This window comes from Leucobacter chromiireducens subsp. solipictus (assembly GCF_016758195.1).
GTDB classification, from domain to species: domain Bacteria; phylum Actinomycetota; class Actinomycetes; order Actinomycetales; family Microbacteriaceae; genus Leucobacter; species Leucobacter solipictus.
Window position 1 is genome coordinate 135,999 of the sequence record NZ_QYAC01000004.1, and the last position, 20,279, is coordinate 156,277.

The 20,279-nt window shown below is 67.5% G+C and carries 17 protein-coding genes and 10 tRNA genes; 7 read left to right on the top strand and 20 right to left on the bottom strand.

Annotated features, from left to right (window positions below):
• Positions 1 to 56: 56 nt before the first annotated feature.
• From clpX to recO, 14 genes are all read right to left on the bottom strand, one after another.
• The gene (gene clpX, locus D3230_RS08515) at positions 57 to 1,328 is read right to left on the bottom strand and encodes an ATP-dependent Clp protease ATP-binding subunit ClpX (RefSeq protein WP_202344622.1); all 1,272 of its coding nucleotides are present in this window, start codon (positions 1,326 to 1,328) and stop codon (positions 57 to 59) included.
• A 113-nt stretch (positions 1,329 to 1,441) separates the two neighbouring features.
• A complete protein-coding gene (locus tag D3230_RS08520; RefSeq protein ID WP_272929019.1) occupies positions 1,442 to 2,113 on the bottom strand; it encodes an ATP-dependent Clp protease proteolytic subunit in 672 nt (223 codons plus the stop codon).
• A 27-nt stretch (positions 2,114 to 2,140) separates the two neighbouring features.
• The gene (locus D3230_RS08525; protein WP_337249148.1) at positions 2,141 to 2,752 is read right to left on the bottom strand and encodes an ATP-dependent Clp protease proteolytic subunit; all 612 of its coding nucleotides are present in this window, start codon (positions 2,750 to 2,752) and stop codon (positions 2,141 to 2,143) included.
• A 126-nt stretch (positions 2,753 to 2,878) separates the two neighbouring features.
• Entirely contained in the window at positions 2,879 to 4,387 is a 1,509-nt protein-coding gene (gene tig / locus D3230_RS08530; RefSeq protein WP_202344624.1) for a trigger factor, read from the bottom strand.
• A gap of 59 nt (positions 4,388 to 4,446) precedes the next feature.
• Positions 4,447 to 4,524: transfer RNA gene (locus tag D3230_RS08535), tRNA-Pro, on the bottom strand.
• A gap of 288 nt (positions 4,525 to 4,812) precedes the next feature.
• Positions 4,813 to 4,886, bottom strand: a tRNA-Gly gene (locus tag D3230_RS08540).
• A 25-nt stretch (positions 4,887 to 4,911) separates the two neighbouring features.
• Positions 4,912 to 5,496: a gamma carbonic anhydrase family protein gene (locus tag D3230_RS08545; protein WP_202344858.1), complete on the bottom strand. Its 585-nt coding sequence runs from the start codon at positions 5,494 to 5,496 to the stop codon at positions 4,912 to 4,914.
• Positions 5,497 to 5,607: 111 nt separating this feature from the next.
• A tRNA-Asn gene (locus tag D3230_RS08550) sits at positions 5,608 to 5,680 on the bottom strand.
• A gap of 80 nt (positions 5,681 to 5,760) precedes the next feature.
• Positions 5,761 to 6,609 (bottom strand): ATP-binding cassette domain-containing protein, encoded by an 849-nt coding sequence (locus D3230_RS08555; protein ID WP_202344625.1) that lies wholly within the window; start codon positions 6,607 to 6,609, stop codon positions 5,761 to 5,763.
• Between the two features lie 105 nt (positions 6,610 to 6,714).
• Complete coding sequence (gene dnaG, locus D3230_RS08560; RefSeq protein WP_202344626.1) at positions 6,715 to 8,583, bottom strand: DNA primase; 1,869 nt, start codon at positions 8,581 to 8,583, stop codon at positions 6,715 to 6,717.
• Positions 8,584 to 8,627: 44 nt separating this feature from the next.
• The gene (locus tag D3230_RS08565) at positions 8,628 to 9,887 is read right to left on the bottom strand and encodes a deoxyguanosinetriphosphate triphosphohydrolase (RefSeq protein ID WP_202344627.1); all 1,260 of its coding nucleotides are present in this window, start codon (positions 9,885 to 9,887) and stop codon (positions 8,628 to 8,630) included.
• A complete protein-coding gene (gene dusB / locus D3230_RS08570) occupies positions 9,880 to 11,067 on the bottom strand; it encodes a tRNA dihydrouridine synthase DusB (RefSeq protein WP_202344628.1) in 1,188 nt (395 codons plus the stop codon). Before dusB ends, D3230_RS08565 begins: the two co-directional genes overlap by 8 nt.
• Positions 11,068 to 11,096: 29 nt before the next feature.
• On the bottom strand, positions 11,097 to 11,891 hold the full coding sequence (locus tag D3230_RS08575; protein WP_202344629.1) for an isoprenyl transferase: 795 nt from the start codon (positions 11,889 to 11,891) through the stop codon (positions 11,097 to 11,099).
• A 10-nt stretch (positions 11,892 to 11,901) separates the two neighbouring features.
• Positions 11,902 to 12,624: a DNA repair protein RecO gene (gene recO / locus D3230_RS08580; protein WP_202344630.1), complete on the bottom strand. Its 723-nt coding sequence runs from the start codon at positions 12,622 to 12,624 to the stop codon at positions 11,902 to 11,904.
• 51 nt (positions 12,625 to 12,675) lie between these two features.
• Here recO and D3230_RS08585 point away from each other — a divergent pair, with 51 nt between their 5' ends.
• A complete protein-coding gene (locus tag D3230_RS08585) occupies positions 12,676 to 13,587 on the top strand; it encodes a trimeric intracellular cation channel family protein (RefSeq protein ID WP_337249136.1) in 912 nt (303 codons plus the stop codon).
• Here the strand turns inward: D3230_RS08585 and ruvC are convergent.
• From ruvC to D3230_RS08615, 6 genes are all read right to left on the bottom strand, one after another.
• Entirely contained in the window at positions 13,584 to 14,174 is a 591-nt protein-coding gene (gene ruvC / locus D3230_RS08590; protein WP_202344631.1) for a crossover junction endodeoxyribonuclease RuvC, read from the bottom strand. The two genes, D3230_RS08585 and ruvC, sit on opposite strands and share 4 nt — an antisense overlap.
• A 23-nt stretch (positions 14,175 to 14,197) precedes the next feature.
• A complete protein-coding gene (locus D3230_RS08595) occupies positions 14,198 to 14,962 on the bottom strand; it encodes a YebC/PmpR family DNA-binding transcriptional regulator (protein WP_202344632.1) in 765 nt (254 codons plus the stop codon).
• Between the two features lie 87 nt (positions 14,963 to 15,049).
• Entirely contained in the window at positions 15,050 to 15,553 is a 504-nt protein-coding gene (locus D3230_RS08600; protein WP_202344859.1) for an HIT family protein, read from the bottom strand.
• A gap of 41 nt (positions 15,554 to 15,594) precedes the next feature.
• Complete coding sequence (thrS, locus tag D3230_RS08605; protein WP_202344633.1) at positions 15,595 to 17,562, bottom strand: threonine--tRNA ligase; 1,968 nt, start codon at positions 17,560 to 17,562, stop codon at positions 15,595 to 15,597.
• Between the two features lie 169 nt (positions 17,563 to 17,731).
• Positions 17,732 to 17,807 (bottom strand) — tRNA-Val (locus D3230_RS08610).
• A 106-nt stretch (positions 17,808 to 17,913) separates the two neighbouring features.
• Positions 17,914 to 18,933, bottom strand: coding sequence for a hypothetical protein (locus D3230_RS08615; protein ID WP_202344634.1), 1,020 nt, complete (start codon positions 18,931 to 18,933; stop codon positions 17,914 to 17,916).
• A gap of 170 nt (positions 18,934 to 19,103) precedes the next feature.
• On the opposite strand from D3230_RS08615, the gene D3230_RS08620 reads away from it, so the two are divergent.
• The 6 genes from D3230_RS08620 (at position 19,104) to D3230_RS08645 (ending at position 20,115) form a co-directional block, all read left to right on the top strand.
• Positions 19,104 to 19,175 (top strand) — tRNA-Gly (locus tag D3230_RS08620).
• 58 nt (positions 19,176 to 19,233) lie between these two features.
• A tRNA-Cys gene (locus D3230_RS08625) sits at positions 19,234 to 19,304 on the top strand.
• A gap of 26 nt (positions 19,305 to 19,330) precedes the next feature.
• Positions 19,331 to 19,402: transfer RNA gene (locus tag D3230_RS08630), tRNA-Val, on the top strand.
• Between the two features lie 414 nt (positions 19,403 to 19,816).
• Positions 19,817 to 19,888: transfer RNA gene (locus D3230_RS08635), tRNA-Gly, on the top strand.
• A gap of 58 nt (positions 19,889 to 19,946) precedes the next feature.
• Positions 19,947 to 20,017: transfer RNA gene (locus D3230_RS08640), tRNA-Cys, on the top strand.
• A gap of 26 nt (positions 20,018 to 20,043) precedes the next feature.
• Positions 20,044 to 20,115 (top strand) — tRNA-Val (locus D3230_RS08645).
• Positions 20,116 to 20,279: the final 164 nt, after the last annotated feature.

Genomic DNA, 20,279 nt, shown 5'->3' on the forward strand with positions numbered 1-20,279 from the left:
TCAGCGGCGGCACCACGCGTCTGCGCAGCAGTGGGCTGCTCGCCCGCCTGGCGCGACTAGGCGCTTTCGCGGCCCCCGTGCGCCTGCAGCACCCGCGGCGGGGCCTCCCCCAGTACGGCTTCGCGGGTCACGATGACCTTGGCGACCTCGTCGCTGGAGGGCACCTCGAACATCACGTCGGCGAGCACGCGTTCCAGGATCGAACGGAGCCCGCGTGCGCCGGTCTTTCGTTCGACGGCGAGCTCGGCGACCGCCTCGAGCGCGGCATCTTCGAACTCGAGCCCGACGCCGTCGAGCTCGAACATGCGCTGGTACTGCTTCACGAGCGCGTTCCGGGGTTCCACGAGAATACGGGTCAGCGCCGGCACGTCGAGCGGATCCACCGTCGCCACGACCGGGAGCCGGCCGATGAACTCGGGGATGAGCCCGAACTTGTGCAGGTCTTCGGGTTCGACCTTGGCGAACAGGCTGTCGTCGTCGCGCCGGCTCGAGACCGGGGCACCGAAACCGATGCCGCCCTTGCCGAGGCGGGAGCCGATAATCTCCTCAAGCCCGGCGAAGGCACCGGCGACGATGAAGAGAATGTTTGTCGTGTCGAGCTGCAGGAACTCCTGATTCGGGTGCTTCCGGCCGCCCTGCGGCGGGATCGAGGCGACGGTGCCTTCAAGGATCTTCAGAAGCGCCTGCTGCACGCCCTCGCCCGAGACATCTCGGGTGATCGAGGGGTTTTCCGCTTTGCGGGAGATCTTGTCGATCTCGTCGATGTAGATGATGCCGGTCTCTGCGCGCTGGACATCGAAGTCCGCCGACTGGAGAAGCTTGAGGAGAATGTTCTCGACGTCCTCCCCCACGTAGCCGGCCTCGGTGAGGGCGGTCGCATCCGCCACCGCGAAGGGCACGCCGAGCTGGCGCGCCAGCGACTGCGCCAGGTAGGTCTTGCCGCAGCCCGTCGGGCCGATCAGCAGGATATTCGATTTCTCGATCTCGACCTGTTCCGAGGCGACCTCAGCACTCGTCAGCGTGGCCGCAGAGCGCACGCGTTTGTAGTGGTTGTACACCGCGACGGCGAGGGACTGCTTGGCGCGCTCCTGGCCGATGACGTACTCGTCGAGGAAATCGGAGATCTCGCGCGGCTTGTGGAGCGTGAAGTCGGAGGATTCGCTGGTCTGCGTTTCCGCGACGCGTTCCTCAATGATCTCGTTGCAGAGGGCCACGCACTCGTCGCAGATGTAGATCTGCGGGCCCGCAATGAGCTGTTGCACCTGCTTCTGAGATTTCCCACAGAAGGAGCACTTCAGCAGCTCGCTGCTTTCGCCGATCTTCGCCATGGTGCGGCTCCTTCACACTCGGTTGTGGGGACTCATTCGAGACTAGCGGCCACCTCCGACAATCGGCTGCGGCACGCCGCGGGCCCCGGGGTGTCCCCCGGGGCCCGACGTGACTACTGCGGGAGGACCGCCTGCGGGTTCTTCCGGCTCGTCAGGACCTGGTCCACGAGCCCGTAGTCGAGCGCTTCCTGCGCGCTGAGGATCTTATCGCGATCGATATCGCGATGGACTTCCTCGACCGACCGCTTCGAGTGCTTGGACAGCGTCTCCTCCAGCCACTCACGCATCCGCATGATCTCACGCGCCTGGATCTCGATGTCGGAGGCCTGGCCGTGACCGCCCTGGCCGGTGGAGGGCTGGTGGATCAACACGCGGGCGTTCGGGAGCGCGAGGCGCTTGCCCGGGGTGCCCCCGGCGAGCAGCACCGCGGCGGCGGACGCTGCCTGGCCGAGGCACACCGTCTGCACGTGCGGTCGGATGTACTGCATCGTGTCGTAGATGGCCGTCATCGCGGTGAAGGACCCACCGGGCGAGTTGATGTACATCGTGATGTCCCGCTCGGGATCCTGGCTTTCCAGGACGAGCAGCTGGGCCATCACGTCGTCCGCCGAAGCGTCATCGACCTGCACGCCGAGGAAGATGATGCGATCCTCGAACAGTTTCGCGTAGGGATCCTGCCGCTTGTAACCGTACGCGGTCCGCTCCTCGAAGGTGGGGAGCACGTACCGGGATTCGGGCATCTGCAGGCCCGAGCCGCCCGCCATTGGCATCTGTGGAGTCGTCATCGAAAAGCTTGCTTCCTGTCCCATGGTCTAGCGCTTCGTTCCGCCGCCGCCAACAACGTCCGTGGCGGAGTCACGGATGAAGTCGACGAAGCCGTACTCGAGGGCTTCCTCGGCGGAGAACCAGCGGTCGCGGTCCCCGTCCTCATTGATCTGCTCGACGGTCTTCCCGGTCTGTGCCGCGGTGATCTCCGCCAGCCGGTTCTTCATCGAGGTGATGAGCGCGGCCTGCGTCTGAATGTCGCTGGCCGTGCCGCCGAAGCCGCCGTGGGGCTGGTGCAGCAGCACGCGCGCATTCGGCGTGATGTAGCGCTTGCCCTTGGTTCCGGCGGTCAGCAGGAACTGGCCCATGGAGGCCGCCATGCCGATACCGACGGTGACGATGTCGTTCGGGACGAAGGACATCGTGTCGTAGATCGCCATTCCCGCGGTGATCGAGCCACCGGGCGAATTGATGTACAGGTAGATGTCGGCTTCCGGGTCCTCCGCTGCGAGCAGCAGGATCTTCGCGCAGATCTCGTTCGCGTTGTCGTCACGCACTTCGGATCCCAGCCAGATGATGCGATCCTTCAGCAGGCGTTCGAACACACTGTTCGGTGGCGTCTGTTCTGCCATTCGGCGCTCCAATCGTTGTTTCTTGATTCGAGAGTATCGAGTTGCGGACGCGCCCGCGTGGTTGTTCGCCGTCGGCGCATGCGTGGCGGGCGTCCGGAGACGACGGAAGCCCCCGCCCGAGGGGCGAGGGCTTCCGATCTCACAGCGGGAGGATTACTCCGCGGCCTGCTCAGCTTCCGCGGCGGCCTTCTTGGCAGCGCGGGTCGCAGCGGCCTTCTTGGCAGCGGCCGAGCGAGCTGCCTTCTTGGCAGCCTCGTCGTCCTCAGCCGCGTCAGCCGACTCAGCGGGCTTGTCGGCCTTCTTCGCTGCAGCCTTCTTCGCCGGTGCCTTCTTCGCGGGCGCATCCTCGGCGGGTGCGTCCTCGGTCTCGGTCTCGTCGTCGGTATCGACGGCGGTGAACTCGCTGAGGTCGACAGCCTTGCCGTCCTGATCCACCACGGTGGCCTTCGCGAGTGCGATCGCGAGCGCCTTGTTGCGGGTGACCTCGCCGAGCACGATGTTCATCTGGTTGCCCTGGCTGATTGCCTGCAGGAACTGCGTGGGCTCCATGCCGTACTGCTGTGCTGACTGGAAGATGTACTGCGAGAGCTCGTTCTGCGTCGGGGTGACCTCTTCGGCCTCCACGATCGCGTCAAGCAGCAGCTGCAGCTGGATCTGCTTCTCCGAGGAGATGCGCACCTCGGCGCGGTGCTCGTCGTCCTCGAGACGGCCTTCGCCCTCCAGGTGACGGTGCACTTCCTCCTCCACGAGCTCCTCGGAGACCGGGATGCCGGCCTGCTCGATGAGGGTCTCGGTGAAGATGTCGCGAGCCTGCTGGCCCTGCGCGAACACGCTGGCGCGGCCGACCTGCTCCTGCAGGCTCTCGCGGAGTTCCGCGATGGTGTCGAACTCGCTCGCGAGCTGGGCGAACTCGTCGTCGGCCTCGGGGAGCTCGCGCTCCTTCACCGCGGTCAGCGTGAGGGAAACCTCAGCCTCGCGGCCCTCGTGCTCGCCGCCAAGCAGCTGCGAGGTGAAGGTGGTGGACTCACCAGCGGTGAGCGTCTCCACGGCCTCGTCGGTGCCCTCGAGCAGGTTGCCCGCACCCACCTCGTAGGAGACGCCGCTGGCCTGATCGACCTCTGCGCCGTCGACCGTCGCGACCAGATCCAACTCGACGAAGTCGCCCTTCGCGGCCGGGCGATCCACGGTGACGAGCGTGCCGAAGCGCTCGCGCAGCTTCGTGAGCTCGAGCTCTACCGCGGCCTCGTCCACCTCGGCGTTGTCGACCGTGATGGTGATGCCATCGTAGTTGGGCAGCGTGAACTCGGGGCGCACCTCGACCTCGAAGACCAGGCCGAGGGTGCTCGACGGGTCAGCCGCGTCGGGCCAGTTCGCGACGTCGGCGGTCGGGCGGCCCATGGGGCGCTCGTTCGACTCGGCGAGGGCGGTCTGGTAGAAGTCGTCGAGCGAGGCGTTCACGGCCTCCTGGATGACTGCCTCACGGCCGACGCGCTGATCGATGATCGGGGCCGGGACCTTGCCCTTGCGGAATCCGGGCACCGAGACCTGCTCGGAGATCGTCTTGTACGCCTGCTTGAGGTAGGGCTCCAGCTCGTCGAGCGTGACCTCCACGCTGAACTTGGCGCGGGTCGGAGTGAGCTTCTCAGCTGTCGTCTTCGGCAATTTGGCCTCTCAATGATCGAAATCGTGCTGCAATACCAGCTCGTCGGGTCGGGCGACCCTGGTCGGGGCGACAGGATTCGAACCTGCGACCTCCCGCTCCCAAAGCGGGCGCTCTAGCCAAGCTGAGCTACGCCCCGAAAACCGTGAGGTTCCCATGCGAAACACGCGTCTCCGCGCGCAACCTGAGCAAGTCTAGCCGAAATCGCCTGTTCGTTGCACACAGGCTCGGCTCGGCGGAAATCCCCTCACCCACTCCGCACGCGAGGAGGACCCAGAACCTCCGCCGCGACTGCCGAGAACGCACTCACGCACCCGGCGAGTGGGATGTGGGGCGCTGGCCGAGCCCGCGAGGCCAGTTCCGGGTTCACAGAGATTCCCGGAATAGCAGAAACACGCAGGGCCCCGCATCTGCGAGGCCCTGGATCTGGAGGGGATGACGGGAATCGAACCCGCGTAATCAGTTTGGAAGACTGAGGCTCTACCATTGAGCTACATCCCCGTGTGTGCGTTTCGCACCTCACCGATCATAGTGCATCGCGCGCGCCGGCTTCCATCTCGTCGCCCGCGCCGCGTGTCGCGGTGCGGTGGAGCGCGGTGTAGCCGAGGTAGGCCGCCGCGTTCTCCGTGAGCGAGTCGCGCTCCTCGGCCCGGAGTTCGCGAACCACCCGGGCGGGCACCCCGGCCACGAGCGAGTGCGGCGGGATCACCACGCCCTGGGGCACAAGCGCGCCCGCGGCCACGAGCGATCCGGTGCCCACGGTGGCACCGTTCAGCACCGTGGCACTCATGCCGATCAGCGCGCCGTCCTCGATGGTGGCGCCGTGCACGACGGCGTTGTGCCCGATCGAGACGTCGGCGCCGATGACGGCGGGGTGTCCCCCGCGGTGCGTGTGGATCACAACCCCGTCCTGCAGGTTGGCGCGGGCCCCGATCTCGATCGCGTCCGAGTCGCCCCGCACGACGGCGTGGTACCAGATGCTCGCGTCTTCGGCGATGCGCACCGCGCCCACCACCACGGACCCCGGGGCCAGCCAGACACTGCCGTGGACCTCGGGTGTTCGGGCCGCATCGAGCGGGATCACGAGCCCCGCGGGGATCGTCGCGCTCATCGGCTGCGGCCCCGGCTCGGCGGCAGCGGCACCCTGCGCGTGTTGCTCGGTCATGTTGCACCCTTCGTCAGAAACGAAAAACCCCCACCGATTCGGTGGGGGTTTGTGTCGCTCCCCCGGCTGGGCTCGAACCAGCGACATCCTGATTAACAGTCAAGCGCTCTGCCAACTGAGCTACAGGGGATCATTGCGTTGCAACTCGTTTACTGTACCAACTCCGGAGAAGCGGGTGCAAATCCGAGCCGGACCGCCGGGCGTGCCGCGCTATTCCTCCGCAATCTCATCGTACGCGGTGGCCCGAAGCGCTTGGGCGAGTCGCTGCACGTAGCCGTGGTCGGCGTTGCGGAAAATCTCGTTGATCTCGCCGTGACCGACGAGGTGGCCCTCCTGCATCACGAGCACGTCCTGCACGAGCGCCTCGAGCATGCCGATGTCGTGGCTAATCAGCAGCATCGTCGCGGAGGTCCGCTCCCGGTACCAGCGCAGCAGCTCCACGATCCGGGGACGGTTGTTCGCGTCCACGCCGAGCGTGGGCTCGTCGGCGATCAGCAGTGCCGGATCGAGCATCAGGGAGCGCATTACGGCGACCCGTTGCCGCTGGCCCTTTGACAGTTCGTAGGGGTACTCCTGCAGCTTGGCGAGCGGCAGGGCGACGATGTCCATCATCTCCGCGATGCGCTCGCCGAGCTCTTCGCGGTCGAAGTGCTTGCTGCGCTCCACGATGGGCTCGAACAGGATGTCGCCGACGTTGAGCTCCGGGGTGAGCGTCGCGCCCGCGTCCTGCGCGAGGTGCCCCACATAGGCGGTGAGCCGGGAACGCGCCCGCCGCCCCAGCCGTCGCATGGGCACGTCAAATACCGTCGCGGCGCCACCCGTGAGCTTGATCCGGGCCGACTTTTCCCCCGTGTCGGCGGCGCGTCCGGCGAGGAACCGCGCGAGCGTTGATTTGCCGGAGCCGCTCTCCCCGAGCAGCGCCATGACCTCGCCGCGCGCCACCTCGAAGCTCACTCCCTCGACGGCCTCGAACTCCCGGCCACCGGCGTGTGCGGGGTAGGACAGCGAGAGGTCGGAGACACGGATCGTAGGGTCCGCGTCGAGGTGTGGGTGAGTCATGTGACTTACTCCTCGGGGTGTGGCGAATCGGGGTCACGCGTTTCCGCGTGTGCCTACACTATCGACCGATGTCGGGGCCGCCGGCGTGCGCGCCGGTATGCCGCACTATTCGTCGCGCAGCCCGCGGCGTGCGGCTTCGAGCGCGACGAGCTGCTCCTGGAGTCGCCGCGATGCCGGATCGGAGGAGTCTCCGATCCGCTGCATCCGGGCGAGCAGTTCCTGTTTCAGGCCCACGAGATCGCGGTCCAGCAACGACACGATCACGTCTTTCGCATAGATCGCGAGCTGGTCTGCGCGACGCTCGGGCATGGGCACCATCGCGAGTTCCCGCACGAGGCCGCGGTGGGACTCCGGGGCCTCCGCGACGACCTGGTCCACCCAGGAGGGCGTGCCGAGCGCGGGAAGCGCGGCGCTGAGCGCGTCCCGCACCACGCGCAGGTTCGGCTCGAACACCTGCGCGGTCACGGCCTGGTGCACGAGTTCCGCACCGACGGCGCCCCCCTGCTGCAGGATCGCCATGAGGGCGTCTCGCTCGAGCCGGGTCGTGGGGGCGTTCCGCAGCGCCGAGAGCCCCAGCACGGGGCCGGGCGCTCCCCCGCCGCCGGGCGGGCCGTCCGCACGCGGCGGCTCCGGAGGCACCTCCCGACTGCCGCGCGGGTCACGCTCCGCGGTCCGCACCGCGTGCTGCACCTCGCTGAGTTCCATGCCGAGCATCCGCGCGAGTTCCCGCGCGTACCCGGGTCGGAGCGAGGGATCCTTGATGTCGGCGACGATGGGGGCCGCGGTCCGCAGCGCCGTCACCCGCCCTTCCACAGAGTTCAGGTCGAAGCGCGACACGGCCTGGCGCAGGGCGAACTCGAACAGCGGCTGTTTCCGCGTGAACAGTTCGCGCACGGCCTCGTCGCCGCGGTGTAGCCGCAGGTCTGCGGGGTCGAAGCCTTCGGGGGCGACGGCCACATAGGTCTGGGCGGTGAACCGCTTCTCCTCACTGAACGCGCGCAGCGCCGCCTTCTGGCCGGCCTCGTCGGGGTCGAAGGTGAACACGACCTCCGCGGCGGAGTCGTCACCCATGATCCGGCGCAGGATCGAAATATGGTCCTTCCCGAAGGCCGTGCCACAGGTCGCCACGGCCGTGTCGATGCCGGCGAGATGGCAGGCCATGACGTCGGTGTACCCCTCGACCACCACCGCGCGCTTGCCGCGCGAGATCGCCTTCTTGGCGAGGTCGAGGCCGTACAGCACCTGGGACTTGTGATAGACCGGCGATTCCGGCGTGTTCAGGTACTTCGGGCCATTGTCGTCCTCGTAGAGCTTCCGGGCACCAAAGCCGAGGGTCTGACCGCTCGTGTCTCGGATCGGCCACACCACCCGGCCCCGGAATCGGTCGTACACGCCGCGCTGACCCTCGGAGACGAGTCCGGCCTGGGTGAGTTCGGCGGGCGTGTAGCCCTGCGCTTTCAGGTGATCCGTGAGCCCGTTCCACCCGCGGGGGGCGTAGCCGACGCCGAAGCGCTCGATCGCCGCCGCATCGAAGCCGCGCTGTTCCAGGAAGGTGCGACCGGCCGCGCCCTCCTCGCTCATGAGCTGTCCAGCGTAGAAGGCCGCGGCCGCCTGGTTTGCCGCGAGCAGCCGGGCGCGATTCGGCCCGTCTTCCCGCGCGTACCCGCCCTCCTCGTACGTGAGCGTGTAGTGGATCCGGGCGGCGAGGCGTTCGACGGACTCCGCGAAGGTGAGGTGATCCATCCGCTGCAGGAAGGTGAACGCGTCACCCGATTCTCCGCACCCGAAGCAGTGGTAATAGCCGAGCGCCGGCCGGACGTGGAAGCTCGGGCTGCGCTCGTCGTGGAACGGGCAGAGCCCCTTCATCGAATCGATTCCCGCGTTCTTCAGGGTGACGTAGTCGCCCACGAGATCGCCCAGGTTCGTGCGTCGCTTCACTTCCTCAACGTCGCTCGCGCGGATCCGGCCTGCCATACCCGCCAGCTTAGTGCCGCGGGCTCGGCGGGTTGTTCCGCGCGCTAGACGAGCGGGATGTCGCAGAACTGCTTGTGCCAGGCGATCGCGGATTGATCGGTGAGCGACGCCACCTGGTCCACCACCGCACGCCGGGCACCCGCCTCGTCGGTCGCCGCACGGAAGTCGACCGCGAAGGCGGGTTCGAGGCCCTCGGCACCCGCCGCCCACAGCGCTTCCAACAGCTCCGCCAGCAGTTCACGCTGCCGCCGATAGGTCGGTTGCCGGCGCCCGCTCGACATCACGAACGCCGCGACGATCCCCTTCAAGACCGCGATTTCGGCGCGGATCTCCGCGGGCACGACGATCTGCGCGCCGTATCGGGCGAGCGGTGTCCCGTCGGCGGCCTCGAGCGTCGCGGCGACGGCCGCGCGCGCGAAGCGACCGATCATGTCGCTCGTGAAGTTCTTCAGCTGCGCCTGGTGCCCCCGTGAGGCATCCCAGCGGGTGAGCCACGTCTGCGTCTCGGAGATTCGATCGTAGGCGGCACCCAGCTCGTCGCTCGTGAAGTCGCCGCCCGCCCACTCTGAGACCGCGCGAATCAGGGAGTCGTGGCCGGAGCGCGCCGTGAGGATCTCCGGGTCGATGAACTCGCTGACGATCGCGTCCTCGAAATCGTGCACCGAGTAGGCGATGTCGTCCGACAGGTCCATGACCTGCGCCTCGGCACACTTCACGCGATCGGGCGCGCCGGCCCGCAGCCAGGCGAACACCGGTTCGTCGTCCGCGAAGTACCCGAATTTCATGCTGCCGGGCGCCGCCTCGGAGCGGCTCCAGGGATACTTGCAGCTCGCGTCGAGCGTGGCCCGCGTGAGGTTCAGCCCGAGGCTCACGCCGTCCGAGGTGACACGCTTGGGTTCGAGCCGGGTCAGCACGCGGAGCGTCTGCGCGTTGCCCTCGAAGCCGCCGGCATCCGCGGCCCACTCGTTGAGCGCCTTCTCACCGTTGTGGCCGAACGGCGGATGTCCGAGATCGTGTGCCAGGCACGCCGTGTCGACGACGTCCTGGGCGAGCCCGAGCGTGACGGCCAGCTCGCGGCCGATCTGCGCCACCTCCAGCGAGTGGGTGAGCCGGTTCCGGGCGAAGTCGATCCCCGCGGTCGGGCTGAGCACTTGCGTCTTCGCCGCGAGCCGCCGCCAACCGCTCGAGTGCAGCACCCGCGCACGATCGCGAGCGAAGTCACTGCGGACGCCGCTGTGGGTTTCCGGATCGAAGCGCTCGGCGTCCGCGGGTTCGTACCCCGGCGGGAGCCCCGGGTTAGCCACCGGAATCGTCTCGCTCGGCCTCCGCGAGGTCCGCGTAGTCAATGCTGTCGCTCGTGCGGCTGTTCAGCCAGCCGTCCGGCAGATGCACGCGCTTCGGCGATCCTGCCCGGCCGCGCTGTCCCTCGGCCCCTTCACCGGGGTACGGGATCGAGCCGTCCATCGTCGCGAAGATCTCGTCCATCTGCTCGAGCGACTCGACCGCGGCCAGCGCGCGGCGGGTGTCGCCGCCCACGCCGTAGCCCTTGTAGTACCAGGCGACGTGCTTGCGAATGTCGCGGCAGGCGCGATCCTCCTCGCCGTCGAAGAACTCGATGAGCAGTTCGGTGTGGCGTCGCATGGCGGCCATCACGAAGCCCAGCGGCGGGCGCGCGATGGCGGCCTCGGCCTCGGCGGCGCTGATCTCTCCCGCCTCAGCCCGAAATGCCGCGGCAAGGTCCCCGAACAGCCACGGCCGCCCCAGGCACCCGCGACCCACCACGACGCCGTCGCAGCCGGTCTCCCGCATCATCCGGATCGCGTCGTCCGCGGCCCAGATGTCGCCGTTGCCGAGGATCGGCACGCTCGTGATCGTCTCTTTGAGCGTCGCGATCGCGGACCAGTCGGCGTGGCCGGAGTAGAACTCGTTGGCGGTGCGCCCGTGCAGGGCGATCGCCGCGACGCCCGCGTCCTCGGCGGCGCGCGCCGCGTCCAGGTATGTGAGGTGGTCCGCGTCGATGCCCTTGCGCATCTTGATCGTGAGCGGGATGTCCCCGGCGGCGCGCACGGCGCCCGAGACGATCGCCTCAAACAGGTCGCTCTTCCAGGGCAGCGCGGATCCGCCACCCTTGCGGGTCACCTTCGGGACCGGGCAACCGAAGTTCAGGTCGATGTGGTCGGCCAGGTCCTCGTCCACCAGGAACTTCACGGCCTCGGACACCGTCTTCGGGTCGACGCCGTACAGCTGGATCGAGCGCGGCGTTTCGCTCTCGTGATGCTTGATCAGACGCAGCGATGCGGGCGTGCGCTCCACGAGCGCACGGCTCGTGATCATTTCGCTCACGTAGAGCCCCGCACCGTACTCGCGGCACAGGCGACGGAACGCGGTATTCGTAATGCCCGCCATGGGGGCCAACACCACCGGCACGTCGAGCTCGAGGGGCCCGATCCGCAGCCGGGAATCACGGAGAGTCTGGGAAGTCATATCCTCCCTATTCTCTCATGCGGCGATGACTACTGCGCGGCACCCGGGGTGGGCGCGTCTGTGGCCCCGCCGAATCGGCGGTCGCGATCGTGATACACCTGGATGGCGCGCCACAGTTCCTGCCTGCTGAAGTCCGGCCACAGGGTGTCCAGAAACACCATCTCCGAGTACGCGGACTGCCACAGCATGAAGTTGCTCGTGCGCTGCTCGCCCGAACTGCGGAGAAACAGATCGACGTCCGGCAGCTCCGGGACGTAGAGGTGACGCTCGATCGTTCGCTCGGTGATCCCCATGGGCGTCAGCCGGCCCGACTCGATATCCGCCGCGATCGCGCGCACCGCGTCGACGAGTTCGTTGCGCCCCCCGTAGTTGACGCACATGGTGAGCGTCAGCCCGGTGTTGTTCGCGGTCACCCGCTCCGAGGCGCGCAGCTCGTGAATCACGGAGCCCCACAGTTTCGGCTTTCGCCCCGCCCAACGCATGCGGACGTTCCAGGCGTGCAGCTGCGCCCGGCGGCGGCGCAGGACGTCGCGATTGAACCCCATAAGGAAGCGCACCTCGTCGGGCGAGCGGCGCCAGTTCTCCGTGGAGAACGCGTACACCGACAGATGGCTCACCCCCGCCTGGATGGCACCGGCAACCACGTCGAGCAGCGCCTGTTCCCCCGCCCGATGGCCCTCCACACGGGTGAGCCCGCGCTGGTTCGCCCAGCGACCGTTCCCGTCCATGACGATCGCCACGTGCTTCGGCACGGGACCCGCAAACCGGGGCGGGGCTTCGCCCGTCCAGTCGACCGGAACGAGAGTATCGGGGGCAACACGCATACCCAGCAGTCTAAAGCCGCGGGGTGCTGAAGGAGCGCAGGCCGCGTTCGAGGTGCCACTGCGTATAGGCCGCCGCGATCCCCGCCGCCTGACCCCGCTCACGCTCGGACGCCGCGAGCGCGTCGTCCCAGTCTCCGGCGAGCAGGGCACGCAGCAGCTGCACGCTCCCCGGGTCCAGGCGCGGCGAGCCGGGCGGGCGGCACGCCTCGCACGTCATGCCACCGAGCTGCACGTTCACGGCGGTGTGGGGGCCGGGCGCGCCGCAGCGCACGCACTCGACCAGTCCCGGCGTCCACCCGGCGATCGACATGGCGCGCAGGAGGTAGCCGTCACGCACCAGTTCCGCCGGGATCTTTCCGGCGGCCAGCGTGCGCAGCGCGCCGACCAGCAGCCCATACAGCGCGGGGCTCGGATCGCCCTCGGCGAGGCGCTCCGCGGTCTCCACTATGACGGAGCCCGAGCGATACCGCTCGTAGTCGGCGCTGATGGCCGGGCCGTACGCCCCGAGCGTTTCGGCCTGGGTGACGGTGTCGAGCGTGCGGCCCTCGAAGCACTGGATGTCCGCGACCATAAACGGTTCAAGCCGCGCCCCAAACTTCGAGGAGGTCCGCCGCACGCCCTTCGCCACGGCGCGGAGCAGCCCCCGGCCGCGAGTGAGGAAGGTCACGATACGGTCGGCCTCACCCAGCTTGTGGGTGCGGAGCACCACACCTTGATCGCGATAGAGAGGCACCCCTCTAGTATCCCGCATCGCGAGCTCCCTGCCGGGTGGGACAATGGTGAGGTGATTGACCAGACGTTCCAGACCCCGCTGCCGCTCGACCTCGTCGCGGTCGGCGTCGGCAGCCTGCAGGGCGCGATGTTCGCGGCCGGGTTCAAACGCATCGACCTGCTCGGCGTCGCCATCATCGGCATCGCCTCGGGCATTGGCGGGGGGTTTCTCCGCGACATTCTGCTCGGGGTCACACCGGCCGCGTTCTCGGACAACCTCTATCTCGTCGTCGCCACCGGCGCCGCGTTCATCGGCATGCTGCTCCCCCGCCTGCTCCAGAAGGTGGATCCCGTGATCACGGTGCTCGACGCGCTCAGCATCGGCATGTTCGGCGCGATCGGCACGACCAAGGCGCTCGCAATGGGCATGCCCGTGATCCCCGCGCTGTTCATCGGCACCGTCTCCGCGGTGGGCGGTGGCGTGCTCCGCGACGTGATGCTGAATATTCCGATCGCGCTCATGCACGTCGGCTCGCTCTACGCGGTCGCGAGCCTCGTGGGGGTGGCGACGCTCGCCGTGCTCATCGCGCTCGGGGTGCCCGTGCTGATCGCCGGAATCGCGTGCGTGATCGTCACCGCCGTGCTGCGGCTCCTCGCCGTGCGATTCGGCTGGAGCCTGCCCGAGCAGCGCGCCCTCAGCCGGATCCGGATGCGCCGACAGCGCCAGGTGGAACAGGTGATCGAGGAGGCCCTGCACACCGGCGCAATCACGCTGCCCATCGATCTCGCGCACCTGGAGGATCTCGGCGAGGACGATGACTTCTCGGCGCGCGAGGCCGACGGCGGCACCGGGGATGCCGGATCCGGCACGACCCAAGCCGGCGCGGGTGCCCGGCGCAGCCCGGACGTCCAGCCGGATCCGCTCTGGAACATGCGGCCGAACCCGACCGAGGACGCACCCCCGGCCCGGGATCCGGAGGCCTAGCCCCGCGGGCCACTCCGGCGCCGGCCGACCTTTGCCTCGGCTTCGCGCCACGCGCGCTGCGCGGGGGTCTCCCCTGGCGCGGCCGCGGCGCGCTGGCGATCGGCGCTGCCGCCGCGTCCCAGATGCCACGCGTGCGTGATCGCGAGGGCGAGCGCATCCGCCGCATCCGCGGGCTTCGGCGGGGCCGCCAGGCCGAGCAGCCGCGTCACCATCGTGGTGACCTGCGCCTTGTCTGCCGAGCCGTAGCCGGTGACCTGGGATTTCACCTCGTTCGGCGTGTACATCGCGACGGGGATCCCGCGCTCCTCGGCGAGATACATGACTACACCACTGATCTGCGCGACGCCCATGACACTCGCGACGTTCTGCTGCGCGAACACCCGCTCGAGCGCGATCCCGTCCGGGCGTTCGCCGTCGAGGAGTCGCCGAATGCTGGATCCCAGCTGGTGGAGCCGGGCCGGCAGGGGCGCGCCGGCCGGGCTCCCGAGCACCTCGACGTGCTGGAACTCGACGCGGCGGCCCGCACCCGCTGTGACAATACCGATGCCACAGCGGGTGAGCCCGGGGTCGATCCCGATGATGCGCACGTCGCGTCCCGGTGCTCTCCGGCTTACTCGTCGTTCCCGAGCTCTTCCTGAACCTCGGGGCTCAGGTCGAAGTTCGAGTAGACGTTCTGCACGTCGTCGCTATCCTCGAGGGCGTCGATGAGGCGGAACACCGCGCGAGCCGTGTCCGCGTCGATCTCGATCTTCACGTTCGGCACGAACTCGGCGTCCGCCGAATCGTAGTCGATGCCGGCCTCGACGAGCGCGGTGCGGGCCGCGACGAGCTCCGACGGATCCGTGAGCACCTCGAAGGACTCGCCGTTCGGCGTCGGCGTGACCTCCTCCGCGCCCGCCTCCAGGACGGCCATGAGGACGTCATCCTCGGTCGTGCCGGCGGCCGGAACCGTCAGGACGCCCTTACGGGCGAAGTTGTAGGCGACCGAGCCCGGGTCCGCGAGGGTGCCGCCGTTCCGGCTCAGGGCGGTCCGCACCTCGGCGGCTGCGCGGTTCTTGTTATCGGTGAGGCACTCGATCATCAGGGCGACGCCGTTCGGGCCATAGCCTTCGTACATGATCGTCGTGTACTCGACGGCTTCCCCGTCGAGCCCGGCACCGCGCTTGATCGCGCGGTCGATGTTGTCGCCGGGGACGGAGTTCTTCTTCGCCTTTTGCACGGCATCGACGAGGGCGGGGTTGCCCTGCAGATCGGGGCCGCCGATCCGGGCGGCCACTTCGATGACCTTAATGTACTTGGCAAAGGCCTTCGCGCGGCGCGAGTCGAGGATTGCCTTCTTGTGCTTCGTGGTCGCCCACTTGGAGTGTCCGGCCATTGGGGACTCCTTCTCGATGAATGTACTGCGGTGAACTTCTGGATGGGTGCGTGTCGTGTCTCCCGACGCGCGGCGCGAGCGCGCTGCTTACCGGGGAACGTCCGGGGGGTCGGCCCAGGCCGTCGCCAGCTTCTCGCGCACCTCTCCGAGGAGCTGCGGCAGCGCCTTCGTCTTCGCGATGATGGGGAAAAAGTTTGCGTCGGAGGCCCACCGGGGCACGATGTGCTGGTGCAGGTGCGCGGCAACCCCGGCACCCGCGATCGCGCCCTGGTTCATCCCCAGGTTGAAACCGTCGCAGCCCATCACCTCACGGGCGATCCGCATCGCCCGCTGGGTGAGGGCACCGATCTCGGCAACTTCCTCGGGACTTGCCTCGTCGTACCCCGCGATATGCCGGTACGGGCATACGAGCATGTGACCGGTGTTATACGGGAACAGGTTCAGGATCACGTAGGCCGTCTCGCCGCGCGCCACGATCAGCGCGTCCTCGTCAGTCTTGGTGGGTGCCTCGCAGAAAGGGCAATCACGGTGATCCGGCTGGTGGTGGTCCTTCACGTACACCATGCGGTGCGGCACCCACAGACGCTCCATGTCGTCCGGGGTGCCCACCGCGGCGGTGGTGCCGAGGTCTTCTATGCCGTCCACGCCGTCGACACCTGCTCGTGCGCCGCGATCGCACCGGTGATGCGCTCGATGGCCTCGGCGACCGGCACGCCGTTCAGCTGGGTGCCATCGCGGAAGCGGAACGACACGGCGTTCGCCGCGCGATCGTCCTCGCCCGCGATGAGCTGGAACGGAACCTTCGCCTTGGTGTGGTTGCGGATCTTCTTCGGCATCCGGTCATCGCTGTGATCGACCTCGGCGCGCACGCCCTGCGCGCGCAGCTGAGCGATCACCCCGTCGAGGTACTCGCCGTACTGCTCAGCGACCGGGATCCCCACGACCTGGGTCGGCGAGAGCCACACGGGGAACGCGCCGGCGTAGTGCTCGAGCAGGATCGCGAAGAACCGCTCCACCGATCCCAGCAGAGCGCGGTGAATCATCACGGGCTGCTTGCGGGTCCCGTCGGCCGCGGCGTACTCCAGCTCGAACAGCTCGGGCTGGTTGAAGTCCAGCTGCACCGTCGAGAGCTGCCAGGTGCGGCCGATCGCGTCGCGCGCCTGCACCGAGATCTTCGGGCCGTAGAACGCGGCCCCGCCCGGATCCGCCACGAGCTCCAGCCCGGACTCCTCGCCCACCTCGCGCAGCGTCTGCTCCGCCTCCGCCCACTGCTCCTCGGTTCCGACCGACTTCTCGGGATCGCGGGTCGAAAGCTCCAGGTAGAAGTCATTCAGGCCGTAGGCGCGCAGCGTCTCGAACACGAACTCGAGCTGCGTCTTGATCTCACCCTTGACCTGCTCGTCGGTGACGTAGATGTGCGCGTCGTCCTGCGTCAGCCCGCGCACGCGCGTCAGGCCGGAGAGCGTGCCGCTCTTCTCGTAGCGGTACACCGTGCCGAACTCGGCGAGGCGCAGCGGCAGCTCGCGGTAGCTGCGCGAGCGGGAGCGGAAGATCAGGTTGTGGAACGGGCAGTTCATGGGCTTCAGGTAGTAGTCCTGGCCCTGCTTCGTGACGTTGCCCTCAGCGTCAACGACCTCATCGAGGTGCATGGCCGGGAACATCCCGTCCTTGTACCAGTTGAGGTGCTGGCTCGTCTCGAACAGCGAGCCCTTCGTGATGTGCGGGCTGTTCACGACCTCGTAGCCGTTCTTCAGCAGCTCCGAGCGCATGAAGTTCTCGATCTCGTGGCGGATGATGCCGCCACGCGGGTGGAACACTGCGAGGCCCGAGCCGATCTCGTCGGGGAAGCTGAACAGGTCCATCTCCACGCCGAGCTTGCGGTGGTCGCGCTTCGCGGCCTCCTCGAGTCGGGTCTGGTAGGCGCGCAGTTCGTCCTTCGTCGGCCAGGCGGTGCCGTAGATACGCTGCAGCATCGGATTCGCCTCGCTGCCGCGCCAGTACGCACCGGCGCTGCGCATGAGCGCCCAGCCGTTGCCGATGACGCGGGTGCTCGGCACGTGCGGGCCGCGGCACAGATCCTTCCAGCAGACCTCACCCGTCTTGGGGTCGACATTGTCGTAGATCGTGAGCTCGGCACCGCCGACCTCGACGCTCTCGTTGTCGCCGCCCTCCGCCGCGCCGCCCTTGAGCCCAATGAGCTCGAGCTTGTACGGCTCGTTCGCGAGCTCGGCGCGGGCCTCGTCCTCCGTGACGACGCGGCGCACGAACCGCTGCCCCTGCTTGATGATCTTCTGCATCTCGCTGGAGATCGCCTTGAGATCCTCGGGCGTGAACGGCTCCGCCGGATCGAAGTCGTAGTAGAAACCGTCAGTGATGGGCGGGCCGATGCCGAGCGTGGTCTCCGGGTTGATGCGCTGCACCGCCTGCGCGAGCACGTGCGCCGCGGAGTGACGCAGAATGTTCAGCCCGTCCTCGGAGTCGACCGAAACGGGCTCAACCGTGTCCGTTTCCGTGACCTCCGTTGCCAGGTCGCGGAGCTCGCCATTGAGTCGCATTGCGACGATCGAGCGATCGGTAAACAGGGAGAAGCCATCGGCCACAGGGGCACACTCCTTCAGTACGGTGACACGGACCCCGCAATTCTATCGCGGACAACCCTCGCGGGGGCGCATCGCGCGCCACGGCCGCCGCGACCGATCGGCGAGAACGCAATTTCGCGCGTTCTCCCGGGAAATGACGAAAGCCCCGGCGGTGCCGGGGCTTTCGTGCTGGTGGGCGATACCAGACTCGAACTGATGACCTCTTCCGTGTGAAGGAAGCGCGCTACCAACTGCGCCAATCGCCCGTTTCGCTGCTCGTTTCCGTGCTGCGCCAACCTGATCGATAGTACACGGATTGCCACCACCGCGTCACCAGGGCCACGTATTCCGCGATTTCATGCGCCAGTGCCGCTACTCTGTCGGGCGTGTCGTCACCGGGGCCAAGTCGCTGTTGAGATGCTGGTCGAGCGCCGAACTCACCTCGCTGAGCGCCGAGAGCTGATCCCGGAGTGCGTTGTACCGATCAATGTCGCCCTGCAGTTCGGTGAGGGTGAGCTCCAACTCCGCACGCCGCCACTCCAGGTCTCCCCGCACCTGCTCGAAGGCGGCGGGCGCATCCGAGAACTCGAACCGCTCGTTCCGAGCACTGAAGTCGGCGGCGTCGGCATTGAACTGCTCCACGGCGGCCCCGTACTCCACCTTCCGGCGCTCCACGTCCTCGCGCAGTACCGTCATCTCGGCCTGGATCTCGTCTGCCTGCCGCTGCAGGTCAACAAACACCGCGTGGTAGCGCGCAAACGTATCAACGATCGCGCCGCGATCCCGGAACCACCGCGCATAGTGGGCTTCGAGATCATCCGAGAGCTCACGCACCTCCGTTCCCAGCACCGAGTGCAGCTCGTTCGCGAACGCGCTGTCCGAAAGGTGCTCGTAGACCGACATCCGTTCTCGCAGCTCAGCGTCATCAACGCTCAGGCGCTCGTACTCTTGGCGCAGCTTCGCCGTCAGGGCCGCCCGATCCCCCTCCCCCAGGCGGGCAAAGGTCGCGTGCAGCAGTTCGTGCGCCGCGGTCACCTCGACGATCCCTGCCACACGCTCATCCGTCACGTCATACAGGTGGATCCGGTCCTGCGTGAAACAGCCGAGCACGTGCCCCTGTTCGGAGTGGTCTACGCCGGCGCACTGCGCGTTGAAGTGCTGGCTCCCATCCACGGTCGGATGCGTCGCCAGGAATATGCGCTCCCCCGCCTCCGTGAGACGGAGGTCGTGCGACACCTCGGACACGCGCACGCTCGGATCGAAGGCGACCGCCGCGAAGTGATCCTTGATCTCCTGACGAAAGCTCACCGCCACGCACACCGCGACAACGAGCGCCCCGAAGAACGCGATCCACAGACCCCGAGCAAGCGCGGAGCGGGCGTTCTTCACCATGCGTCCACAGTAACCGGCACCACCGACACTCGGGCCAAAAAATCCGGATCGGCGAGAAAAACGCGGAAAACAGCCGCGCGCCGGCCCGGCACGCCCGGGGACGCCGCGAAAATTTGCGTGGGTTGCCGGGCACCCCCTATAGTCATTCAAGTACACGGCAACGTGAACGTGCGGATGTAGCGCAGCGGTAGCGCATCACCTTGCCAAGGTGAGGGTCGCGAGTTCGAATCTCGTCATCCGCTCTGGGAGCTGACTTTACGGTCAACTGCCTAGCAATATGAATAGGTGGCAACACCATACGGTGGCGTGGCCGAGAGGCGAGGCAGCGGCCTGCAAAGCCGTATACACGGGTTCGAATCCCGTCGCCACCTCTCAACAAATGAATAGCCTCATGTAGGCGCGATTGGCGCAGCGGTAGCGCGCTTCCCTGACACGGAAGAGGTCACTGGTTCGATCCCAGTATCGCGCACAGACAGGGACTCGGCTTCGCCGGGTCCCTTTTTCGTTACAGCACGACCAGTGACCTCGCGGCACTCGCGAACGCTGCGCGTCCGCCCCGAGAGTGCCGCGCTGGTTCGATCCCAGTATCGCGCACTCCCAAAGACCCGGCCCAGGCCGGGTCTTTTTCGTTGCAGCACGAACCAGTGACCTCGCGGCACTCGCGAACGCTCCGCGTCCGCCCTACACCGAACGGCGCGCCGTTCCACGCATAGAGGCCACCTCCTTCTCGCCGGCCACATCACAATCTCGGGACCCGGTCAGGAACTCCGAGCGAGTCGAGTCCGGACACACAAGCCCCTCCCACGCCCGGGCTGCACGCCCAAATTTGCGCGGGTTGCCGGGCACCCCCTATAGTCATTCAAGTACACGGCAACGTGAACGTGCGGATGTAGCGCAGCGGTAGCGCATCACCTTGCCAAGGTGAGGGTCGCGAGTTCGAATCTCGTCATCCGCTCTGGGAGCTGACTTTACGGTCAACTGCCTAGCAATATGAATAGGTGGCAACACCATACGGTGGCGTGGCCGAGAGGCGAGGCAGCGGCCTGCAAAGCCGTATACACGGGTTCGAATCCCGTCGCCACCTCTCAACAAATGAATAGCCTCATGTAGGCGCGATTGGCGCAGCGGTAGCGCGCTTCCCTGACACGGAAGAGGTCACTGGTTCGATCCCAGTATCGCGCACAGACAGGGACTCGGCTTCGCCGGGTCCCTTTTTCGTTACAGCACGACCAGTGACCTCGCGGCACTCGCGAACGCTGCGCGTCCGCCCCGAGAGTGCCACGCTGGTTCGATCCCAGTATCGCGCACAGACAGGGACTCGGCTTCGCCGGGTCCCTTTTTCGTTA

Coding starts and splice junctions, on each gene's coding strand:
- D3230_RS08600 (WP_202344859.1), bottom strand. CDS start 15,553: ATGGAGCGTCTGTGGGTGCCGCACCGCATGGTGTACGTGAAGGACCAC.
- dusB (WP_202344628.1), bottom strand. CDS start 11,067: ATGACTTCCCAGACTCTCCGTGATTCCCGGCTGCGGATCGGGCCCCTC.
- D3230_RS08575 (WP_202344629.1), bottom strand. CDS start 11,891: ATGCGTGTTGCCCCCGATACTCTCGTTCCGGTCGACTGGACGGGCGAA.
- clpX (WP_202344622.1), bottom strand. CDS start 1,328: ATGGCGAAGATCGGCGAAAGCAGCGAGCTGCTGAAGTGCTCCTTCTGT.
- dnaG (WP_202344626.1), bottom strand. CDS start 8,583: ATGGCAGGCCGGATCCGCGCGAGCGACGTTGAGGAAGTGAAGCGACGC.
- D3230_RS08595 (WP_202344632.1), bottom strand. CDS start 14,962: ATGGCCGGACACTCCAAGTGGGCGACCACGAAGCACAAGAAGGCAATC.
- D3230_RS08615 (WP_202344634.1), bottom strand. CDS start 18,933: ATGGTGAAGAACGCCCGCTCCGCGCTTGCTCGGGGTCTGTGGATCGCG.
- D3230_RS08545 (WP_202344858.1), bottom strand. CDS start 5,496: ATGAGCGCGACGATCCCCGCGGGGCTCGTGATCCCGCTCGATGCGGCC.
- D3230_RS08555 (WP_202344625.1), bottom strand. CDS start 6,609: ATGACTCACCCACACCTCGACGCGGACCCTACGATCCGTGTCTCCGAC.
- D3230_RS08520 (WP_272929019.1), bottom strand. CDS start 2,113: ATGACGACTCCACAGATGCCAATGGCGGGCGGCTCGGGCCTGCAGATG.